This window comes from Nannocystis punicea, from assembly GCF_026965555.1.
Lineage (GTDB): Bacteria > Myxococcota_A > Polyangia > Nannocystales > Nannocystaceae > Nannocystis > Nannocystis punicea.
The window spans coordinates 9,332,822-9,352,673 of record NZ_CP114040.1 but is presented as its reverse complement, the minus strand read 5'-3'; the positions used below and the strand labels follow the sequence as shown (position 1 = coordinate 9,352,673).

The 19,852-nt window shown below is 72.4% G+C and carries 15 protein-coding genes; 5 read left to right on the top strand and 10 right to left on the bottom strand.

From position 1 onward, the window contains the following. Window positions 1–118: 118 nt before the first annotated feature. Together O0S08_RS35710 and O0S08_RS35705 are read right to left on the bottom strand one after the other, a co-directional pair. Window positions 119–3,634: a CHAP domain-containing protein gene (locus tag O0S08_RS35710; protein ID WP_269033922.1), complete on the bottom strand. Its 3,516-nt coding sequence runs from the start codon at window positions 3,632–3,634 to the stop codon at window positions 119–121. A gap of 171 nt (window positions 3,635–3,805) precedes the next feature. Beyond that, entirely contained in the window at window positions 3,806–4,369 is a 564-nt protein-coding gene (locus tag O0S08_RS35705; protein ID WP_269033921.1) for an ankyrin repeat domain-containing protein, read from the bottom strand. Between the two features lie 247 nt (window positions 4,370–4,616). Here O0S08_RS35705 and O0S08_RS35700 point away from each other — a divergent pair, with 247 nt between their 5' ends. From O0S08_RS35700 to O0S08_RS35690, 3 genes are all read left to right on the top strand, one after another. Beyond that, complete coding sequence (locus O0S08_RS35700) at window positions 4,617–7,373, top strand: serine/threonine-protein kinase (protein ID WP_269033920.1); 2,757 nt, start codon at window positions 4,617–4,619, stop codon at window positions 7,371–7,373. Between the two features lie 180 nt (window positions 7,374–7,553). After that, on the top strand, window positions 7,554–8,429 hold the full coding sequence (locus tag O0S08_RS35695) for a sigma-70 family RNA polymerase sigma factor (protein WP_269033919.1): 876 nt from the start codon (window positions 7,554–7,556) through the stop codon (window positions 8,427–8,429). Between the two features lie 29 nt (window positions 8,430–8,458). Next, window positions 8,459–8,818: a hypothetical protein gene (locus tag O0S08_RS35690; protein WP_269033918.1), complete on the top strand. Its 360-nt coding sequence runs from the start codon at window positions 8,459–8,461 to the stop codon at window positions 8,816–8,818. 261 nt (window positions 8,819–9,079) lie between these two features. Here the strand turns inward: O0S08_RS35690 and O0S08_RS35685 are convergent, their stop codons facing one another. The 3 genes from O0S08_RS35685 to O0S08_RS35675 all read right to left on the bottom strand — a co-directional run bounded on the left by O0S08_RS35685 (window position 9,080) and on the right by O0S08_RS35675 (window position 11,814). Continuing rightward, window positions 9,080–9,520: a hypothetical protein gene (locus tag O0S08_RS35685; RefSeq protein WP_269033917.1), complete on the bottom strand. Its 441-nt coding sequence runs from the start codon at window positions 9,518–9,520 to the stop codon at window positions 9,080–9,082. A gap of 552 nt (window positions 9,521–10,072) precedes the next feature. Continuing rightward, window positions 10,073–10,354, bottom strand: a complete 282-nt coding sequence (locus O0S08_RS35680; RefSeq protein WP_269033916.1) for a hypothetical protein — start codon at window positions 10,352–10,354, stop codon at window positions 10,073–10,075. A gap of 53 nt (window positions 10,355–10,407) precedes the next feature. Then, window positions 10,408–11,814, bottom strand: a complete 1,407-nt coding sequence (locus O0S08_RS35675; protein ID WP_269033915.1) for an inorganic phosphate transporter — start codon at window positions 11,812–11,814, stop codon at window positions 10,408–10,410. 293 nt (window positions 11,815–12,107) lie between these two features. Here O0S08_RS35675 and O0S08_RS35670 point away from each other — a divergent pair, with 293 nt between their 5' ends. Then, window positions 12,108–12,962: a hypothetical protein gene (locus O0S08_RS35670; protein ID WP_269033914.1), complete on the top strand. Its 855-nt coding sequence runs from the start codon at window positions 12,108–12,110 to the stop codon at window positions 12,960–12,962. Then, on the top strand, window positions 12,959–13,342 hold the full coding sequence (locus O0S08_RS35665) for a hypothetical protein (protein ID WP_269033913.1): 384 nt from the start codon (window positions 12,959–12,961) through the stop codon (window positions 13,340–13,342). The genes O0S08_RS35670 and O0S08_RS35665 overlap by 4 nt, the downstream gene beginning before the upstream one ends. 78 nt (window positions 13,343–13,420) lie before the next feature. Here the strand turns inward: O0S08_RS35665 and O0S08_RS35660 are convergent, their stop codons facing one another. From O0S08_RS35660 to O0S08_RS35640, 5 genes are all read right to left on the bottom strand, one after another. After that, the gene (locus O0S08_RS35660; RefSeq protein WP_269033912.1) at window positions 13,421–15,100 is read right to left on the bottom strand and encodes a hypothetical protein; all 1,680 of its coding nucleotides are present in this window, start codon (window positions 15,098–15,100) and stop codon (window positions 13,421–13,423) included. 120 nt (window positions 15,101–15,220) lie between these two features. Continuing rightward, the gene (locus O0S08_RS35655; RefSeq protein WP_269033911.1) at window positions 15,221–16,450 is read right to left on the bottom strand and encodes an ABC transporter permease; all 1,230 of its coding nucleotides are present in this window, start codon (window positions 16,448–16,450) and stop codon (window positions 15,221–15,223) included. Further along, the gene (locus O0S08_RS35650; protein WP_276082560.1) at window positions 16,447–17,184 is read right to left on the bottom strand and encodes an ABC transporter ATP-binding protein; all 738 of its coding nucleotides are present in this window, start codon (window positions 17,182–17,184) and stop codon (window positions 16,447–16,449) included. The genes O0S08_RS35655 and O0S08_RS35650 overlap by 4 nt, the downstream gene beginning before the upstream one ends. Window positions 17,185–17,197: 13 nt before the next feature. Then, window positions 17,198–18,763, bottom strand: a complete 1,566-nt coding sequence (locus tag O0S08_RS35645; RefSeq protein WP_269033910.1) for an efflux RND transporter periplasmic adaptor subunit — start codon at window positions 18,761–18,763, stop codon at window positions 17,198–17,200. Between the two features lie 334 nt (window positions 18,764–19,097). Then, entirely contained in the window at window positions 19,098–19,811 is a 714-nt protein-coding gene (locus O0S08_RS35640) for a site-specific integrase (RefSeq protein ID WP_269033909.1), read from the bottom strand. Window positions 19,812–19,852 lie beyond the last annotated feature (41 nt).

The window sequence follows — 19,852 nt, the reverse complement described above, 5'->3', positions numbered from 1 at the left end:
TTCGTGAGGGGGAGCAGCACGCGCACGCCCGCGACCGGCGCGGGCACGACTCCGAGGATTGCGCCCATCCGACGAGTGCGGTGATTCGCGCGCTCGTCCCGCGCCGAGGGGATTGGCCTCACTTGACGAGCACTGCGAGGTTGTCGAACCAGATGTCCGAGGTGCCGCCGTCGGCGCCCGAGCCGAGGCGGACGGCGATCCGCTTGCCGACGGCGATGTCGCCGGCCTTGACCGTGTGGCTGACGCCGGCGACGGCGGTCCAGGCGTTGCCGGCGGGGAACAGCGCGGTGGCGAGCTCTTTGAACGTGGAGAGGTCGTTGGCGTTGGTGACGTAGCCGATCTGGAACGGGACCTTGCCGGTGCCGTCGCCGCCGCCGTTGACGTGGCCCTTGAAGGTGTAGGTCTTGCCGGCCTCGAAATTCAGGGCGAGGATCTGGCCGACAGTCTCGGAGGCGGCGGCGTAGTAGCCGAAGCGGGCCTCGAGTTTGTCGTTGTTGGGCCGGCTGTTGGCGCCGGCGTGCAGGGCCCAGGCGCCCTGCGGGCCCCAGTTCTGGATCCGGTCGCCCGGCTTGCCGTTGGCGGGGATGGTCTCCATCGTGCCGTTGGCGAGCGACAGGGCCGCGCCGCCGCTGTCGCCCGGGCCGGCCTCGTTCGACCACAGCGAGGCGCTGAGGACGTCGGGCTTGTTGTTCTTGAGCACGTGATAGGTGCTGCGCACCCGGTACTGATAGCCGGCGTCGGCGGCGACCGGCGTGTGGCACTGCCAGACCTCCTTGGTGCCGGTGACGCGGAAGTAGTTCTCCTTCGGCATCGGCTGCCACGGGGCGTGGATGTCGGGCTGCCACTCGACCTGGAACTTGGTGCCGTAGGTGCTGGTGTCGACCCACTTGACCATCAGGCCCTGCGGGCAATTCTTGTGCGCGGGGACGGTCGGCAGCGGCACCGGGGTCGGCAGCGGGTAGACGACGTGGTGCAGCGACGGCGCCGACAGGCAATTGTTGGTCGTGTCGTGGCCGATCACCCGCAGCCAGATCTGCTGGTTCATGAACGGGCTGACGTCGACCTCGAGCGGGCCGGCCTTGGCGCTCGTCTGCTGCATGGTGAGCCACGGGCCGGCGGTGGCGCGGGCGTACTCGACGCGGGTGACGAAGTTGGCGGGGGCGTCGAACTTGAACTCGAGCTTGCTGCGGCGCGGGTCGTCGAGGTTGGTCACCCGCGTCAACTCGGGCTTGGCGCCGCCCGCCGGGCAGGCCTTGCTGGTCTGGCGCAGGTAGGTCACCGGCTGCGAGCCGACGCCGACGCTGGTGGTGCGCTCGCCCGCGAACAGGGCCTTGACGTAGTACTGGGCGTCGACGTTGGCGGGGTCGAGGTAGAAGCGCTTGTCGGGGGCGACGTTGGTGAGGGTGGTGATCGGCGACGCCGACCACTCGGGCTCGCTCAGCTGTTTGCGGTAGACCTCGTAGCTGCTGACCTTGTGGTTGGTGTCGGCCCATTTGAGGAGGGCGCCGCCGGCGTCGGCCTTGACCGTGACGTTGACCGGCGCGCGCATGCGCCGGCCCTCGACCGGCAGCGAGGCGGTCACGTTGCTCTCCTTGCACGCGCCCTTGACCGAGAAGACGCGGTAGCGATAGCTGCGGTCCTCGAGCGGCAAGGGGCCCGGGTCGGCGAAGGTGACCTTGCCGGTGCCCGGCTTGCCGTCGAGGCGGTACTGCACCAGCGCGCCCGACTCGTTGTCGGTCCAGCGCTTGACGACGAAGCCGGTCTCGTTGGTGGCGTTGTCGGTGAACTCGAGGGTGACGCGGTCGACGTCCGTGGTGATCTTGGTGATCTCGGGGGCGCGCGGCGGGCTCTGGGGAATGACCGTGTTGGTGAGCGGCGCCGGCGGCGAGACCAGGGTCTTGCCCTCGGGGGTCTGGTAGAGCGCGACCACGCTGTAGACGTAGCTCTTGCCGGGGCTGGCCTCGATGTCGTTGTAGGTCAGGACGTTGGGCAAGGTCTCGGCGATCGGCAGCAGGAGCGGGCTGCCCTGCTCGCGGCGCATGACGTGGTACTGCTTGAGGTGCGCGGCGGTGGCCGCGGGGTCGATCTTCCAGGTCAGCTTGACGCCGGCGCAGTCGTCGTTGACGAGCGGGCTCAGGACCGGCGGCTCGGCGATGCAGTCGCGCGCGAACACCACTGGGTCGGTCCACGGCGAGGCCTTGCCGGCGCGGTACGACCGCAGGCGCACGCTGTAGGGGCCGTCGACCGGGGCGTCGAGGTCGTGGCTGGTCCCGGCGGCCATGATCAGCGCGGGCTTGGGCTTGGGGACCTGCTTGCTCGGGGCGGTGAACTCGAGCTCGTAGGCCTCGCCGCCGGCCGCGGCGACCCACGAGGCGCGCAGCTTGTCGTCGTTGCAGCGCATGCTGAGCGTCGGCCGCTGCGGCAGCGGGGCGGGGGTGGTGTTGTTGGGGGCGGGGGTGGTGAAGTCGGTGTCGGCGGTGGTCGAGGAGACGTCGTAGAAGTTGAACGCTCGGACGCTGGCGCTGTAATTGGTGGCGCCGAACAGATTGGTGAGCTTGTACTCGCGGTCCTGGCTGCCGCCGTTGGCGAGGACGACGCCGTCGATCGGGCCGATCGTGACGGGCTGGCCCTGGCCGCGGGTGTAGGTGATCTTGTACTGCGTCTTGGTGCCGCCGCCGTAATCAGGGCAGGAGGACTTCCAGCGCAGGAACATCTGGCCGTAGACCTTGGGCACGAAGTCCGCGGTGGCGGTCCGCGGCGGCTCGAGGTTGACGCCCGTCATCGCCGGCGACTGCTTGATCTTGGCGCCGACGATCGGCGGGTCGACCATCTCCCGCTCGAGCACGTAGACGAATTGCGAGCAGGCCGGCACGTCCTCGAAGGTGTCGACATAGGGATCGAGGACGTTCATGACCGGCTTCGTCCACGCGGAGTGCTCCTTCTTCACGCCGCCGTCGAAGGTGTAGATCTTGCGGTGCAGGCGGAACTTGGCCCGGCTGCACGCGGAGGCGCCGAACGAGATCTCGACGGTGCCGCGCTTGACCTCCTTGTCGTTCGGGTCGGGCCGGACGTAGGCGTGGTTGATCTTCAGCGGATCCTCGCAGCGCTCGCCCTGGGCCGGGAAGGTGCTGCCGAACGCGCGCACGAAGGCGAACGGGGTGCCCTTGTCGCGCGCGGCCTTGACGTTGACGCAGCGGTCGCCCTTGAACACGCCGGGCGGCGACCAGTTGTACTCGCTGACCTTGGCCCAGTCGCCGACCACACAATCGACGATCGCGACGTGCCCGGCGCCCTGGGCCTGGTTCTGGAACGGCTGGCTGACCATGACCGTGCCGGGCTCGGCGTGCTCCTGGACGCAGGTGCTGCCGGGCGCGGCGTCGCTGCATGTGGGGTGCTCGGCCCAGGTCCAGGCGTTGCCGGAGTGCTTGAGCTGCGAGCGATAATTGGCGTACTCGACGCATTCGACGTGGCCGACCGTGGCGGTCCAGTTCTTGGGCGGCGGCGGAATGTTGGGACACTTGGCCTGGCAATCGGCGTCCGCCGGAGCGGCGGCGGCGCGGCCGGCGAGGCCGAAGACGAGGCCCACCAGCGCGGCGGAGCAGCAGCGCGAGGTGGCGATGATCGTGCGAGTCATGTCGGTGACACCTGTGAGCGAGGGGCGCGACCATGGCGGCGGCCGCCTGCGATGATTCGCAGGCGCTCGCCGGCCGAGCACGCGGGCCCCTCTCGGCATGACAGGCGCGCCGCTTGGTTGTCGCGGCGCGGCGATCGAAAAATCCGCCGGCGCGCGGCCGCGCGGCGGACGTCAGCGGCGATAGCCGGCGGGCACGCGGCCGTCGTCGCCGAGAGCGGTGTGGCTCAGCGCCAGCTCGACGGTCGACGGCGGCAGGCGGGCGCCGGCGGCGATCGCCCGGCGGAGGATGTCACCGCTCACTCGCGCGAGCATGCCGGCGTCGACGGCCTCGAGCTCCCTCACGTCGGCGCCGTGATCGAGCAGGAGCTCGAAGATCTCGAGGCTGCGCGAGAAGGCCGCCTCGTACAGCGGCGAGAACGGGCCCGGCTCGGGCCGGACGCCGCGCTCCAGCAGGGTGCGGACGAGGGCCGGCCTGCGGACCCGCACCGCCGACGCGAGGAGCATGTTGTCGAGGCCCGCGAAACCTTCGAGCCGCGCGCCGCGAGCCAGGAGCCACTCGAGGACGTGCGCGCGGTCGGAGATCGCGGCCTGCTCCACCGGGGCCACCTTGTGACCCGCCGATTTGTCGTACTCCTGGTTGAGGTCGAGGCCCGCCGCCGCGAGGCGCTCGACCTCGCCCAGATCGCCGGCGCGGATCGCCAGCAACAATGGGTCGGTCTTGCGTCGCCTCCACATGGTCCGTCGATTCGCCAGGTGAGAATAGAGTCGGGTCGGGCCCGAGGGCAACAAGTCTTTTGGGACAGGTGAGCGCGTAGTTGCACGCGGCGCGTATGTGTTTGTGCGCCGCGGTCGCGTCGCTTCCTTGTTATCGTCGCCGCGTGTGGGGCGGGGATGAGCGAGCGGGCCGGGGCGGGGCGAAGTCGGGCTGCGACGTCGCGGCAGCGGGGCCGCGGGCCGGGGAGCGCGGGCGATGGTCGAAAGCGTGACGGGCGTCGGCGCTTGCCTCGCGGAGCACACGATCGACGCGCTGAGCCGCGGACAGCTGGCGCCGGCGGAGCAGGCCGCGGCGGCGCTGCACCTCGACGCGTGCGAGGCGTGCCGCGAGCTGCTGGCCGCGCTCGCGCGCGTGGGCGACTCGGTGCGCGAGTCGACGGCGACGCTCGCGCCGGGCGCCGCCGAGAATGCGCAGCCGCGGCTGGTGGCGGGCAGCCGGATCGGTCGCTACACGGTGCTCCACCTCGTCGGCGCCGGCGCGATGGGGACGGTCTACGCCGCCTACGATCCCGAGCTCGACCGCCGCGTCGCGCTCAAGCTGGTGCACCACCGGCTGCTCCCCGGGGCCGCGCGCGAGGCCGCCGCGGTGCGGCTGTTGCGGGAGGCCCAGGCGCTCGCGCGGTTGTCGGATCCGCACGTCATCACCGTGTTCGACGCCGGGCGCTTCGAGGGCCAGGTGTTCCTCGCCATGGAGTTCGTCGAGGGCGGCACGCTGCGCGAGTGGTTGGCGGCAAAGCGGCGCGAGTCGGCGGCGATCGTGGCGATGTTCGTGGCGGCCGGGCGCGGGCTGGCGGCGCTGCACGGCGCGGGGCTGGTGCATCGCGACTTCAAGGCCGACAACGTGCTGGTCAGCGGCGACGGGCGGGTGCGGGTGTCGGACTTCGGGCTGGTGCGCGTGGCGGCGGAGGCGACCGCGAGCGTCGAGGAGACGTTCGACCCGGGGCGGCCGCTGCCGGGCGGGAGCGAGGGGGTGACGCGGACGGGGGCGCTGCTCGGCACGCCGGCGTACATGGCCCCGGAGGTGTGGCAGGGCGCGCAGGCCGACGCGCGCAGCGATCAGTTCTCGTTCTGCGTGGCGCTGTTCGAGGCGCTGCAGGGCGCGCGGCCGTTCGCGCCGGGGGCGGCGGAGGGGCGGGTGGCCCTGCGGGACGATCGGATCCCCGCGGGCCTGCGCGAGCCGCTGGCGATCGGTCTGGCGCGCGCGCCCGAGCGGCGGCACGCGTCGATGACGGCGCTTCTCGGGGCGCTGGGGCGCGGGCTGACGCGCGCCCGGCGGCGGCGGGTGGTGAGCGTGGTGGCGCTGATGGGGCTCGGGCTCGGGCTGTCGGCGTGGGGCTGGCAGCAGGGGCAGGCGCGCGAGCTCGCGGGGCGGGTGGCGGCCTGCGCAGCCAGTGGGGCGCGGATCGACGAGGCGTGGGGCGCGGCGGCGCGGGCCGAGGTCGAGCGGTCGTTCGCGGCGAGCGGCAAGTCGTTCGCGGCGACGACCTTCGCCAAGACTGCGCCGTGGCTCGACCGCTGGGCCGCGGACTTTCGTGAGGCGGCGGAGGTCGCCTGCAGGGCGCACACGATCGAGGCCAGCTGGGACGCGGAGCTGCGCGCGCGCGCCGAGGACTGCCTCGACGAGGCGCGGGCCGGCTTCGTCGCCCTGGTCGACGAGCTGGGCGACGCCGACGCGGTGGTCCTGACGCAGGCGACCAACGCCGCGGCCGAGCTGGCGCCGGCGTCGGCGTGCACGCAGCCGGCGGCCCTGAGCTCGCGGCCGGAGGTGCCGCAGGCGCAGCGCAGCGCGGCGCGGGAGCTGCGGGTGGGGCTGGCGCGGGCGCGCTCGCTGCAGGCGGTGGGCGACTACGCGGGGGCGCTGGCGGCCGCGCACGCGGCGGTCGGGGCGGCGCGGGCCTCGGGGCTGCCGGGGCTGGTCGCGGAGGCGGAGTTCCGGGTCGCCGGGCTGCACGAGAAGCGCGGCGACTATCCGGCGGCGGAGGCGGGCCTGTTGCGCGCGCTGGCGGCCGCGGACGAGGCGCGGGCGGGCGGTCTGGCGCTGGCGATCACGACCGACCTCGTCTACGTGGTCGGCTACGCGGCGGCGCGGACCGCCGAGGGGCGGGTGTGGGCCCGCGCGGCGCAGACCCAGCTGGCCCTTCACGCCGGGGCGTCGCCGCTCGAGCAGGCGCACCTCGACAGCCGGCTCGCGGCGGTCGTCGACGTGGTCGGCGACTACGCGGAGGCGGTGCGCCTGCACGCGCGCGCGCTGGCGGTCCGCGAGCAGGAGCTGGGCCCGTGGCACCCCGACGTCGCGCGCAGCCTGGTCGGCCTGGCCGCGGCTCGCCACGCGCTCGGCGAGCTCGCGGCCGCGGGCGAGCTGTACGAGCGGGCGCTGGGCCTCGAGGAGCGGGTGTTCGGCCCGGAGCACCCGGACGTGGCGCTGATCCTCCACAACCTCGCCGGCGTGCGCTACAGCGCGGGCGCGCTGGACGACGCGGCGCGGCTGTACGAGCGGGCGCTGGCGATCTCCGAGCGCGCGCTCGGGCCCGACCACCCCGGGGTGGCGGAGACGCTGCACGACCTGGCGATCGTCCAGCGGGCCCGCGGCGCGCTGGCCGAGTCGCTGCGCCTGCAGACCCGCGCGCTGGCGATCTCCGAGCGCGCGCTCGGGCCCGACCACTGGCGCGTGGCCGGCAGCCTCAACAGCCTGGCGCTGGTGCGCCGCGAGATGGGCGAGCCGGACGAGGCGGCGCGGCTGTTCGCGCGCGCGCTGGCGGTGTTCGAGAAGTCGCTCGGCCCGGGCCACCCCGAGGTCGGCGCGGTGCTCTACAACCTCGCGCAGCTGCGCCGCGACAGCGGGGCGACCGCGGAGGCGATCGAGCTGTACCGCCGCGCGCACGCGGTCTACGCGGCGGCCCTCGGCGCGGAGCACCCGGAGGTGGTGAGCGTCGCGGAGGAGATGGCGCAGGCGAGCGCGCGCTGAGGAGAGCGCCGTGCGCGGTGCAGCGCCGACACGAGGCGTCGGCGATGCATGCGGAGTGCGCAGGCGAGCGCGCACCGAGGGGAGCGCCGATGCGAGGCGATCGCAGCGCGTGCGACGTACTGTGCGCGGTGCAGCGCGGCTTTACGGCCCGGGGGCCCGGCAGTATCGTCGCGCCCGGCGATGCGCGACGAGACCACCGCCGACGACGCGTCCGGGTGCGCGCGAGAAGCGGGCCCCGACCCCGCCAGCGAGGGGCCGTGGGCCCGCCTGTACGCCGAGGGGCGGGCGGCCTGGCCCGACCTCGACCTCGCGCGCGCGGCCTTCGTCGCCCACGTCGACCGCCACGTCGGCCGCGGCTCGGCCGAGCTGGCGGGCCTCCACGCGGCCGACTTCTACCTCGCGTGCGCCTGCCACCTGCGCCTGCCCGGCGCCTCCGCGGCGCTCCAGGCCCGCCACGGCGCCGAGCTCGAGGCCGTGCTGAAGAGCCGCAGGGTCCCGGCCGCGCACCGCGACGACCTGCGCCAGGCGCTGTGGGAGAAGCTGCTCGTCGGTCGCCCCGACGCGCCGGCGAAGATCGGCGACTACGCCGGCCGGGGCCCGCTGGGCGGCTGGCTGCGGGTCGCGGCCGTGCGCATGGCCCTCAACTTCCGCGAGCAGGCGCGCGCCGATCGCCTGGTGCCCGAGCCGGAGCTCGACGAGGCGCGCCACCCCGCCTCGCCCGACCCCGAGCTGTCGTTCCTCAAGTCGCAGTACCGCCGCGAGGTCGAGCAGGCGCTGCGCGACGCGCTCGCGGGGTTGGCGGCGGACGAGCGCAACGTGCTGCGCCTGTACTTCCTCGACCGCCTGAGCATCGACCGGATCGCCGCGGTCTACGGCATCCATCGGGCCACCGCCGCGCGCTGGGTGGCCCGCGGCCGCGAGGCGCTGCTCCGCGGGACGCAGGCGCTGCTCGAGCGCCAGCTCAAGGTCGAGCGCGCCGAGGTCGACAGCATCCTCGGCCTGGTCCGCAGCCAGCTCGAGCTGTCCATGAGCGGCCTGTTCCGCGCGCCGGAGTGACGGGTGCCGACGGTCGAGCCGACGCCCCGATGCCGGACGTGGCCGAGGGCTTCGTCGAGTCCGAGGACGCGGCGAGCGCGACGTCTCGGCCGCGCTCGCGGCTGGCAGTCGCCGCGCTGCTGTTCCTGGGGCCGCCGTGGATCGTCTGCGTCGCCGCCCTGTGGGTGGCCGAGGGGCTCGGCGTCGTCGACGCGATCGTCAGGCCGCTGGTAGTCGCGCTGCTGGTCAGCATGGTGGCCACGCTGGCGCTCGGGGTGGCGTCGCCCCTCGAGCACTTCGGCGCGACGCGCCCGCGCGGCCTCGTCCTGGCCGTGATCGCCGTGGTGTGCTCGCTCGCGGAGCTCACCTGCTTCTTGCCCCACGCCTCGGTCCCCTGCGCCGGTCGCTGAAGAGTCTGTCCTTCGGGACAGGCGTGAGCCGTATGGCGTAGGATGTCCTTCAGGACATGTCGTCGCCGCGGCGAGCGTGTCCTCGAGGACAGGTCGCTGTCGAGACCCGCGCGACGCGGCGAGCGGAGGGCCAGTGATTCGGGCTCGTGCGGCCCGTCGCACGGGCTGTCGCTCGCTGGACGGGTTAGCCCGAGACGCGCCCGGCGGGCGCGTGACCTGCGTGGCGAGACCGCGAGCGAGCCCGAATCACTGGCCCTCCGCTCAGCCGAGGAACTGGCAGCCGCAGCCGCAGCTGTCGTAGAACGGGATCCAGCCGACCTCGCAGATGAAGAGGATCTGCTGGCAAAGGTCCTGGCTGTGGGACACGAAGGTGCGGTTCGGCTCGGCGCACAGGACCGGGCGGGGCAGCTCGGCGCACACGCCGGGGCAGGCCGGCCCGCCGGCGGGCGCCTGGCAGTCGTCGTTCGGGTCGTCGATGCAGACCTGGCCTTCGGAGCAGCCGAGCCCGATCGACTCGCCGCACGGCACGGCCTCGCAGCGGCCGCGGCAGCTGGCCCGCAGCGGCTCGCAGTCGTCGTCGGGGTCGTCCTCGCACTGCGTCCCCAGCGGGCACGGCGCGTCGCCCGGCGCGCCGCACGGGGGCGGCGGAGGCGAGGGGGCGACCAGATCACAACCTGTCCCGATGGCCAGGAGACCGGCCATGCCCGCGGCCAAGCACATGCGTCGCACCATCTCGCTCGCCCCCTGGCGCCGCGGCAGCCGCGACGTCCCGGGAAAGTCTGAAACCAAGTCCAGGGCCGGCTACCGCGGGCGCCTCGCCGCTGTGTCGCGGACCACGCAGCGAGCGGCCGTCAGGCGGCGCACCCGGACTTCGACGCCAGGCGGCGAGCGGCCGTCGCTTCACGTCCTGCTGCTCGCCCGCGGCCCGCAGGGCGCAGATCGGCGCGACGCGAGGGCGGCGTCATGGCCACCATCGGCGCGCCGGAACAGCCCGCGGCGCGCCGAGCGACGCGAGGGCGAGCGCCGAGGCCGGCAGGTTCGGTCGCTCGCCGGCGCGGCGAGCGGCAGGTCGTCACGATGCGAGCGTCGAGGTCCGATCGCCTCGCGCGTCGCACCCCCTGGCGCGCTCGCGGCGAGTCGTCCCTCGCGGCCTCCATCCTCGTGCGTCGGCACGACGGAGGCCTCGTCCTCGACGTCGCGCTCGAGGGTCCAGCAGCCGAGGCGCGCGCGGGCCTCGTCGCCTCGCTGGAGGGATCACTCGGCGCGCACGTGCGTCGGCACGATGTAGGTCTCGTCCTCGTCGTCGAGCTTGATCGTCCAGCAGCCGGGGCGCGCGGCCACCAGGGTGAAGCGGGTCTTGGCGCGTAGCTTGCCGTCGCCGAGGCGGTCCTGTCCGCAGCCGCTGTCGAAGTAGGGCGTCTCGCGGGTGACGAGGTAAGTGCCGCCGACGTTGGCGTCGGGCGGCGTGGTCGACTTGTCACAGGCAACCGCCGCGACGGCGAACACCAGCACGAGGAGCGAGGACCTGCTGCGCATCGAAGCGACCTCCGGGCGGGCATTGTAGCCGCTCGCCCGGGCGCGACGCCGCGCTAACAGAGCATCGCGCGGAACACCAGGAACAGCATGCCGGCGAGCAGCATCGACGCCGGCAGCGTCAGCACCCAGGCCGAGGCGATCTTCAGCACCGTCGCGGCCTGCAGGCCGGCGCGCTGGGCGACCATGGTGCCTGCGACCCCCGAGGACAGCACGTGGGTGGTGCTGACGGGCAGGCCGAGGCCGGCGGAGATCCCGATCGTGCTCATCGCCACCAGCTCGGCCGAGGCGCCCTGGGCGTAGGTCAGGTGCTCCTTGCCGATCTTCTCGCCGACGGTCACGACGATCCGCTTCCAGCCGACCATGGTGCCGATACCGAGCGACAGCGCGACGCAGAACAGCACCCAGTTGGGCGCGTAGTCCGTCAGTTCGCGCAGGTCGGCGCGGGCGTCCTTGACCCGCTCGGCCTGCTCCTTGGGCAGGACCAGCGCGCCCGACTGGTCGAGCTTCTTCAGCGTCGAGTCGATCAGCAGCACGTCGCGGCGGACCGCGAAGCGCAGGTCGGCCGGCACCTGCTCGGGCCGCGCGGCCGAGCCGAGCGTGGCCTTGAGCGACTGCAGCTCGTCCTCGACCTCGGCCAGCTTGGCGCGCACGTCGGGCGCCGCCGTCGCCGCGCTGCCGAGCGCGTCGTGGATCGTCACCACCGCGGCGCTGGCCTCGCGCATCTGCGGCTCGGCGAGCGCGAGGTTGATGGCGAACCCGGCCGGGACGATGCCCATCAGGATCAGCATCACCAGGCCGACGCCCTTCTGGCCGTCGTTGGAGCCGTGGGCGAAGCTGACCCCGGTGCAGGTGAAGATGAGGATCCCGCGGATCCACGGCGGCGGCGGGCGCGAGCCGAGCGGCGCGCGGTACAGCTGCGGGTCGCGGATCAGGCGCTTCGCCGCCAGCAGCAGCAGCGCCGCCAGGGTGAAGCCGATCAGCGGCGACAGCAGCAGCGCCAGGCCGACGTCGCCGACCTTGGCCCAGTTGACGCCGGCGCCGAACTCGTGGCCCGGCAGCATCGAGTTGGCGAGCCCGACGCCCAGGATCGCGCCGATCATCGTGTGCGAGCTCGACGACGGCAGGCCGAAGTACCAGGTGCCGAGGTTCCACAGCGTCGCGGCCAGCAGCAGCGACAGGATCATCGCCAGGCCGAGGCCGACGCCGCTCGACACCAGCAGCTCGATCGGCAGGAGGTGGATGATGCTGAGCGCGACCGCGAGCCCGCCGACGAACACCCCGAGGAAGTTGCAGACCCCCGACAGGATGACCGCCGTCCACGGCCGCAGCGAGCGGGTGTAGATCACCGTCGCGACCGCGTTCGCGGTGTCGTGAAAGCCGTTGACGAATTCGAACCCGAACGCGATGAGGAGCGAGACGACGAGCAGGACTCCGGTCGTCGTCGTGAGTCCGTCGAACATCGCCTCCATGGGGGTTCTCCTCGGTCGAGGCCGCCCGAGGGCCGCCTACGCCCGAAATCTACGCGGGGTCGCGCGGTCTGTCAGTCACGGGAAGGCGGCAAAAAGGGGAAGTAACGTGACACCTTGGTGACAACTGCGTGACGCGACAGGCGAGCGACGCCGCGCACGATGCGCGCCCGGGGTCTGCGTCGGGGTCGCCCGGCCTCCCTTGCGGCCGCCTCGCCGCCCGGTCAAGATCAGGAGCGGACGCTACCGGTGTCCCCGCATGGCCCTTACGACCTGTCCTTAAGATTATGTCCAAAAGAACATGTACCACTTCCCGTCCGCTGCTGCTGGCCGGGCTCCTCGCCCTCGGCGGGTGCTTCGACGACTGCAGCGATGACCAGTTCTACGACCCCGAGCCCGGCCCTGGCGAGCTCGGCAACGGCGAGTTCCACTACCGCTGCATCGGCGAGGACGATCGCGCCTGCCCGGACGGCGAGTCGGTCGGCAGCTTCCCGGCCCGCGTCGCCGTCGGCGGCCGCTTCGAGCTCGAGTACAGCTGGAACGAAGATCTCTCGCGGCCTCCGCCGGACCTCCGCACCGGCTCGAGCGAGCGCCTGGCGCTGAAGGGCGGCACCTTCACCGCCCTCGCCGCCGGCTACACCGCCGTGCTGGCGCTGCTGCCCGACAGCGCGATCGGCGATCTGATCCACATCCACGCGTCGACGCCGACCGAGGTGGCGATCCAGCACCAGCGCGCCGACTACACCGCGTACACCATGGCGGCCGGCAGCGAGCTGCAGTTCGACGCGATCACCCGCGACGACGAGGACTACGTGCTCGCCGGCCTGCTCGACTTCACCTTCGAGGTCGCCGACGACGGCGTCCTCGCAGTGGTCGGCACGGGCCAGGGCCACGTGATCGTGCGCGCCAGCTCGGCCGGCACGACGATCGTCCGCGCCCGCCTCGGCGACCTCGGGGCCGAGCTCGAGATCACCGTCGAGGGTGACGCGCCGCTCACCGACACCGACGCGACGACGGACGCGACGACGGACGCGACCACCGACGCGACCACCGACGCGACCACGGACGCGACCACCGACGCGACCACCGACGGCACGACCGACGCCACCGGCACCACCGACACCACCGGAGGTGCGCTGTGACCCGCCTCGCCTTTGCCTTCGCCACCCTCGCCGCCGCGGCGGCGCTGTCGGCCTGCGGCCCGCGCTACCAGACGGTCACCTTCGAGCTGCGCAGCCAGCCGCCGGTGCCCGTGCGCCTGACCGGCGAGGAGATCGAGATCCCCGCCGGCATCGCGGTCTCGGTCCACGTCACCATCGAGAGCAGCGCCCGCATCGAGTTCACCAACAAGGACGCGCTCGCGCTCGACAGCCAGGACCGCGACATCCTCCTCTCCGACGCGACCCCCGGCGCCCACAACTTCGTGCTCGTCGGCGTGGCGGTCGGCGAGACGTGCCTGGCCGTCGAGGTCGAGCACGAGGAAGAGGAGTGCATCCCCGTCCGCGTCGTCGCGGCCGAGTGAGCGCGTGAGCGCGAGGGGCATGTCCGTAGGGGCATGCCCTTTCGAGCACGACCCCAGGAGCATGTCCTTCGGGACAGCTCAGGAGTCGCCACTCTGGAGCGACTGGCCGACCGCGGCGAGCCGCTTCTGCAGCGCGTCGGCCTCCTTGTCGCTGGGGATGAGGGCCAGCAGGGACGCCTGGGCCTCGGTCTGCGCGGTCGAGACCAGCGACGACAGCTCGCGCAGGTCCTCGGCGCTGACCTGGACGCCGTCGATGAAGCGCTGCGCGAGCACCAGGTCGACCTGCTGCAGGCGGCGCTGGTAGCCGTTGAACACGGCCAGGCGGGCGGCCGCGCGGGCGCCCGCGACCTCGACGAGGCGGCCCTGGAAGCCGACCTTGCCGAGCAGGGTGAAGACCGTGCCGGCGCCGGCCAGGACCACCGCCTGGAACGCGTCGTAGCCCTGGCGGAAGGTCAGGAGCAGGCCGGCCGAGATCGCGGTGACGCCGACCAGGAACACCACGATCCACATGCCGACCGAGATCCAGGTGGCCACGCCGTCGCCGAGGGCGATCCAGCGGATGTGCTCGCGCTGGCGGTCGTCGAGGTCGGCCACCACCTTGCGCCGGCTCTCGAGGTCCTGGTGGCGGATCTGCAGGCGGTCGATCGCCACCGAGCCGCCGAGCTCGATCAGGAGCCGCCGCGCGGCGGACTCTCGGGACATGTTGCCGCAGCGCAACCCGGCCGCCAGCGTCTCGACCACCGCCGTGCGCTGCATGCTGCGCAGCGCCGACGCCAGCTTGTCGTCGCGGTCGGCGCTGGCGGTGGCGACGTCGAGGATCCGCTCGACCGCGCGGGCGGTGGTCAGCAGCAGCTCGAGCGCGCCCGCGGCCTCGAACGCGACGCCCGGGCTGGCGCTGTCGAGCTCCGCCATCAGCAGGTCGGTCTGGGCGATGCCGAGGCGGCCGATCGCCCGCACCGCCAGGCCGACCATGTCGTAGTACTCGCGCCGGCGCCGGTTGGTGACGACGAAGCGCGCCAGGGTGTGCGAGGCCTCGGCCGCGCGCGACGTGCCGCCGAAGCGCGCCATCACCGACACCGCGTCCCACGTGTACGAGGCGAACGGCGCCGCGTCGACGATCGTCTGCACGCGGTCGAACGCCTGCGCCAGCGGCGTCGCCCGCAGCGCCCGCAGCGCCGCGCTCTGGGCGTGCGTCGGGTCGACTGGCCCTTCGACCAGGTAGCGGTTGCCCGCCGGCACCGGCTGCGGCGCGCCGTCGATGCACCACAGCAGCGCCGCGACCGCGTCGCGGTCCTCGTGGTCGGCCGCCAGCAGCGCCCAGCCGAGGCAGCGCAGCTGCAGGCGCTCGCCGGTGTCCTCGGCCAGCGCGCGCCCGCGCGCCAGGGTCCACGCGTGGTGCTCCTTGCGCTCGTTGGCGGTCACCAGCGTCCAGTAGCGGACCCACCGGTTGGGCTCGCGGGCGCGGTCGGTGGCCAGGTCCATCAGCGCGCGCGCGTCGGCGTCCTCGCCGGCGACCACCACCAGCGCCGACATCTGCCACGAGCGGGTCCACGAGCCCGGGTGCTCCTCGTCGTCGACGCGTCCCGACGAGTCGGCGGTGAGGAGCTTGATCAGCGTCGCGCGCAGCGAGAACGCCGCCGGCGAGCCCTGCGACACCAGCGCGCGCAGGTGGTCGAGCAGGTGCTCGCGGGCCTGCTCGCCGCCGTCGGCGAGCACCTGCAACATCTGATCGAGGTCGGTCGGCGGGGCGACGGGCATCACCTCCGACTATACCCGACACCCGCCCGGGACGCCCGCCCCGGCCCCGCCGGGCCGCAGGGCGGGGCAGGGCCGTTTTCGCACGATGGTCCGGGGGACATGTCCCCATGGACAGACGCACTACTCGTAGCGGAGCGCCTGGATCGGGTCGAGGCGCGAGGCCTTGTGCGCCGGGTAGAGGCCGAAGCCGACGCCGACCAGCGCGCTGCTGCCGAGCGCGAGGGCGACGATCTGCGGGTCGATCTTGGTCGCCCAGCCGAACTCGCTCGACAGGTAGGTGGCGACGCCGAAGCCGAGGCCGACGCCGAGGAGGCCGCCGACCGAGGCCAGCACCACCGCCTCGATCACGAACTGGATCAGGATGTCGCCCGGGCGGGCGCCGATCGCCATGCGCAGGCCGATCTCCCGCGTCCGCTCGGTCACGCTGACCAGCATGATGTTCATGATGCCGATGCCGCCGACCAGCAGGCTGACGAGGGCGATGCCGGCGAGCAGGCGGGTCATCGTCTCGGTGCCCTCCTGGCGGGCGCTGGCCGCCTCGGCCAGGCTGCTGACGGTGAAGTCGTCGGGCTCGTCGTCGCGGAGCTTGTGGCGCGCGCGCAGCAGCGTCGTGATCTCGGCCTGGGCCTTGCGGGTGTCCTCGGGCGTGGCCGCGCCGACGTAGATGCTGCCGCCGAGGTACTGCCGCAGGCCGCCCTGGACCTTGGCCGCGAAGGTGCCGGCCGGGACCATCACCACGTCGTCGGCGTCCTGGCCGGTGGCCGCCTGGCCCTTGCGCGACAGCACGCCGATGACCTCGAACGGCACGTTGTTGAGCCGCACGGTCGAGCCGACGGCGTCGGCCGCGTTGCCGAACAGGTTGTCGACGACGGTGCCGCCGAGCACCGCGACCTTGGCCTTGGTGGTGACGTCCTGCTCGTTGAAGGGGCCGCCGTACTGGAAGGTCCAGTTGCGGATCTCGAAGTACTCCGGGGTGGTGCCCTCGGCCGAGGTCGTCCAGTTCTTGCCCTCGCCGAGGATCTGCACGTTCTGGCGCAGGCTCGGCGAGACCTTGGTGACGTACAGCGTCTCCTTGCGGATCGCGTCGACGTCGGTCCAGAGCAGCGTCGGCTGCGAGCCGGCCCCGCCGCGCACGCCGCTCGTCTGCGCCGAGCCGGAGCGGATCACCAGCAGGTTGGTGCCCATCTTGTCGAAGGCCCGCTGGACCTCGGCCTTGGCGCCCTCGCCGATCGCCACCATCGCGATCACGGAGCCCACGCCGATGATGATGCCGAGCACCGTCAGGAACGAGCGCATCTTGTTGAGCAAGAGCGCCAGGATGGCCACGCGGAACGTGCTGAAGAGGTTCATGCGTCGCCCTCTTTGTAGTTGGCGAGCGCGGCGCGGGCGTCGGTCGGGTTCTGCGTGACGTCCGACAGGACCTTGCCGTCGCGCATCATCACCACGCGGCTGGTGAACTCGGCGATGTCGGGCTCGTGGGTGACGAGGACGATGGTGATGCCCGAGCGGCCGAGCTCCTGGAACAGCGCCATGATCTCGATGCTCGTGCGCGAGTCGAGGTTGCCGGTCGGCTCGTCGGCGAGGATCACCTTCGGCCGGTTGACGATCGCCCGGGCGATGGCGACGCGCTGCTGCTGACCGCCCGACAGCTGCGCCGGGGTGTGGTCGAGCCGCTTGCCGAGGCCGACCTTCTCCAGCGAGGCGATGGCCCGCTCGTGCCGCTCGCCCGCGGGCACGCCGGCGTAGACCATCGGCAGCTCGACGTTCTCCTGCGCGCTGGTGCGGGCCAGCAGGTTGAAGCTCTGGAACACGAAGCCCAGCACCTTGTTGCGCACGGTCGCCAGGTCGCCGCGCCCGAGCTTCGACACCTCTTTGCCGGCGAGCTTGTAGCTGCCGGAGGTCGGGCGGTCGAGGCAGCCGAGGATGTTCATCATCGTCGACTTGCCGGAGCCCGAGGTGCCCATGATGCTGACGAACTCGCCCGGCCGGACCGCCAGCGACACGCCGCGCAGCGCCCGGACCTCGACGTCCTCCATCGTGTAGGTCTTGACCAGATCGGTGGCCTCGAGGATCGGCTCGGTCATCGTCGCGCTCCGCTCAGAAACCACCGCGACGACCACCACCGCCGCCGCCGCCGCGACCTCCGCCGCCGCCGCCCATCGGGTTGAACGGCGACGCCGAGGCCGCCTTCGTCACCGGCTCGCCCCCGGTCGCGCCGACGATCACCTGCATTCCCTCGGTCAGCTCGCCGCCGACGATCTCCGTCATCGACCCGTCGCTGATCCCGATCTGCACCTGCACCGGCTTCGGCTGGCCCTCGGCCAGCACCCACACGGTGCGGTTGTTGTCGAGCTCCGAGTTCTGCCCGCGACGCCGCCGCCGCTCGCCCTTGCCGTCCCCGGCCTTGGCCTCCTCGGCCTTGGCGTCCGCGGGCTGGCCGTCGGCGGCCTTGGTCTCGTCGGCCTTGCCTTCGGGGGCCTTCGCGTCGGCGGCCTTGCCTTCGGGGACCTTCGCGTCGGCCTTGCCCTCGGCGATCTTGGCGTCGGCGGCCTCGGCCTTGGCGTCGACGGCCCCGGTCTTGGCCTCCTCGGCCTTGCCTTCCTCGGCCTTGGCCTCGCCGAGGTCCTCGCCGCGCTTGCCCCCGCGCTTGCCGCCGCGTTCGCCCTCGGGCTTGGGGGCCAGGGCCGCGATCTTCGGGTCGGACGGGGTGAAGCGGAGGGCCGCGTTGGGGACCGCGAGCGCGTCGCGGCGCTCGTCGACGATGAACGTCACGCTCGCGGTCATGCCGGGGCGGAGCTTGAGCGAGTCGTTGTCGACGCGGACGACCGCGTCGTAGGTGACGACGTTCTGCAGCGTCAGCGGCGAGTTGCGGATCTGCGCCACGGTGCCGAAGAAGCGCTCGTTGGGGTAGGCGTCGACGGTGAAGCGGACCTTCATGTCCTGCTTGAGCGCGCCGACGTCGGACTCGGCCACGTTGGTGTGGACCTCCATCGCCTTGAGGTCCTCGGCGATCGAGAACAGCTGCGGCGCCGACAGCGAGGCCGCGACCGTCTGCCCGACCGACACGTCGCGCGAGATCACGACGCCGTCGATCGGCGACAGGATCGTCGTGTAGAGCAGGTTGACGTCGGCGGTGTCGATCGCCGCCTTGGCCACCGCGAGGGCCGCCTGCGACGACTCCACGCTGGCCTTGGCGACCTTGTAGGCCGCGTTGGCGGCGTCGACCTCGGCCTGCGGCGCGACCTTGTCGGCGAACAGCTGCTGGGCGCGTTCGAAGTTGATGCGCGCGTTCTCGCGGTCGGCGATCGCCCGGGTCACCGCGGCCTGCGACGACTTGTAGCTCGCCTTCGTCTTCATCAGGTCCGACTGGAACAGGCTCGGGTCGATGCGGGCGATCACGTCGCCCTTCTTCACCTGCGAGTTGAAGTCGGCGAACAGCTCGACGATCCGCCCCGACACCTGGCTGCCGACCGCCACCGTCTTCACCGGCGACAGCGTGCCGCTCGCGGTCACCGTGGCCGTCAGACGCGTGCGCTCGACCGCCTGCGTCCGATAGTCGATCTTGGGCGCCTCGGCGACGGCGAAGCGCTGGTAGGCGTAGTAACCACCGGCCCCGAGGAGCACGACGGTCAGGAGCGGCGCCAAGAAGCGAGGCAGAGCCATGCGTTCGTTGTACGTACCTAGCAAACGCCCACGAGGCGAGCAACGGGCCCTCCCGCGGCTTTACCGCCGGTTTACGTCGCGTTTACAGGCCTTCTCGCTGCAAGGCCAGCCAGCCCCGCTGGCTTGGCGCTCCCGCGAGGATGTGCACCTCCGCGCCATTTGGGGGTCGAAGGGGAGGCCAGCTTCGCGCCCACGTGCCTCTACATGGTCGTGGAGATACTCCTGCGAGATCCGGCAGTCCGCGTGCCCCGTGATCTGCCGGAAGACATTCAGGGGGACCCCGGCCAGGCTCATCCGCAGGATCGCTCCGGGTCGCAGACATGAGGGCCGATCTTCATAGGACGCCGACGCTGCGGTAGAGGCGCGAGCAGAGCTCCTCAGTTGCGTCGCGTCCAGGCGCTGCTCGATCGTCGCGGAAGACGAATTCGCTGCGAGAGTGCCGGATCTGCTCGAGCGCCACCAGCGTGCGAGGGATCGGCTTGAACGTCCTGCTCTTCTCGCCCTTCGGTCGCTTCAGCTGGCCCTCGAAGATCTGTCGGTCGATGGTCCGTCGTCCCGTGCGCCGATCGATCCGTTCCCAGCAAAGGCCGCGGAGCTCGCCGCTCCTCATGGCCATCTCCCCTGCGAGGAGGATGAAGGCGAACTCGTCGGCGCCGTTGGCCTTCGCCTCCGCCAGCAAGAGTTCGAACAACTCCGGCGGAAACAGTTTCTTCTTCGGCTTGCGCTTGGGCGGCCAGACGAATGTGGGCATTGTCGGCGACAAGCCCCATTCGAACGCCGCTTTCAAGAGCTGATGGAGCACCAACAGGATCTTGTCGCCGCTCTTCTTCGCTGCCAGTTCTGCAGTGAACAAAGCAACTGCCTCAGAGTCGATGCTGTCCAGCCCAACGTCCACTTCAACACGCGCGGGTACGCCGTCCAATCCGTCGTCGCGGCGAGGTGAGCCCCTGCGCTCGATCTCCCGCCTCGCTCCGCCAACGCGCTGGACCGCCGCGGGCGCTTCCGGGCGGCGATCGACCCGGTAGGCCGGCGCGGTCCGCGGATTCACCGCGGTTTCACACGAATTTCGTCGACGATTCATCGGCGATC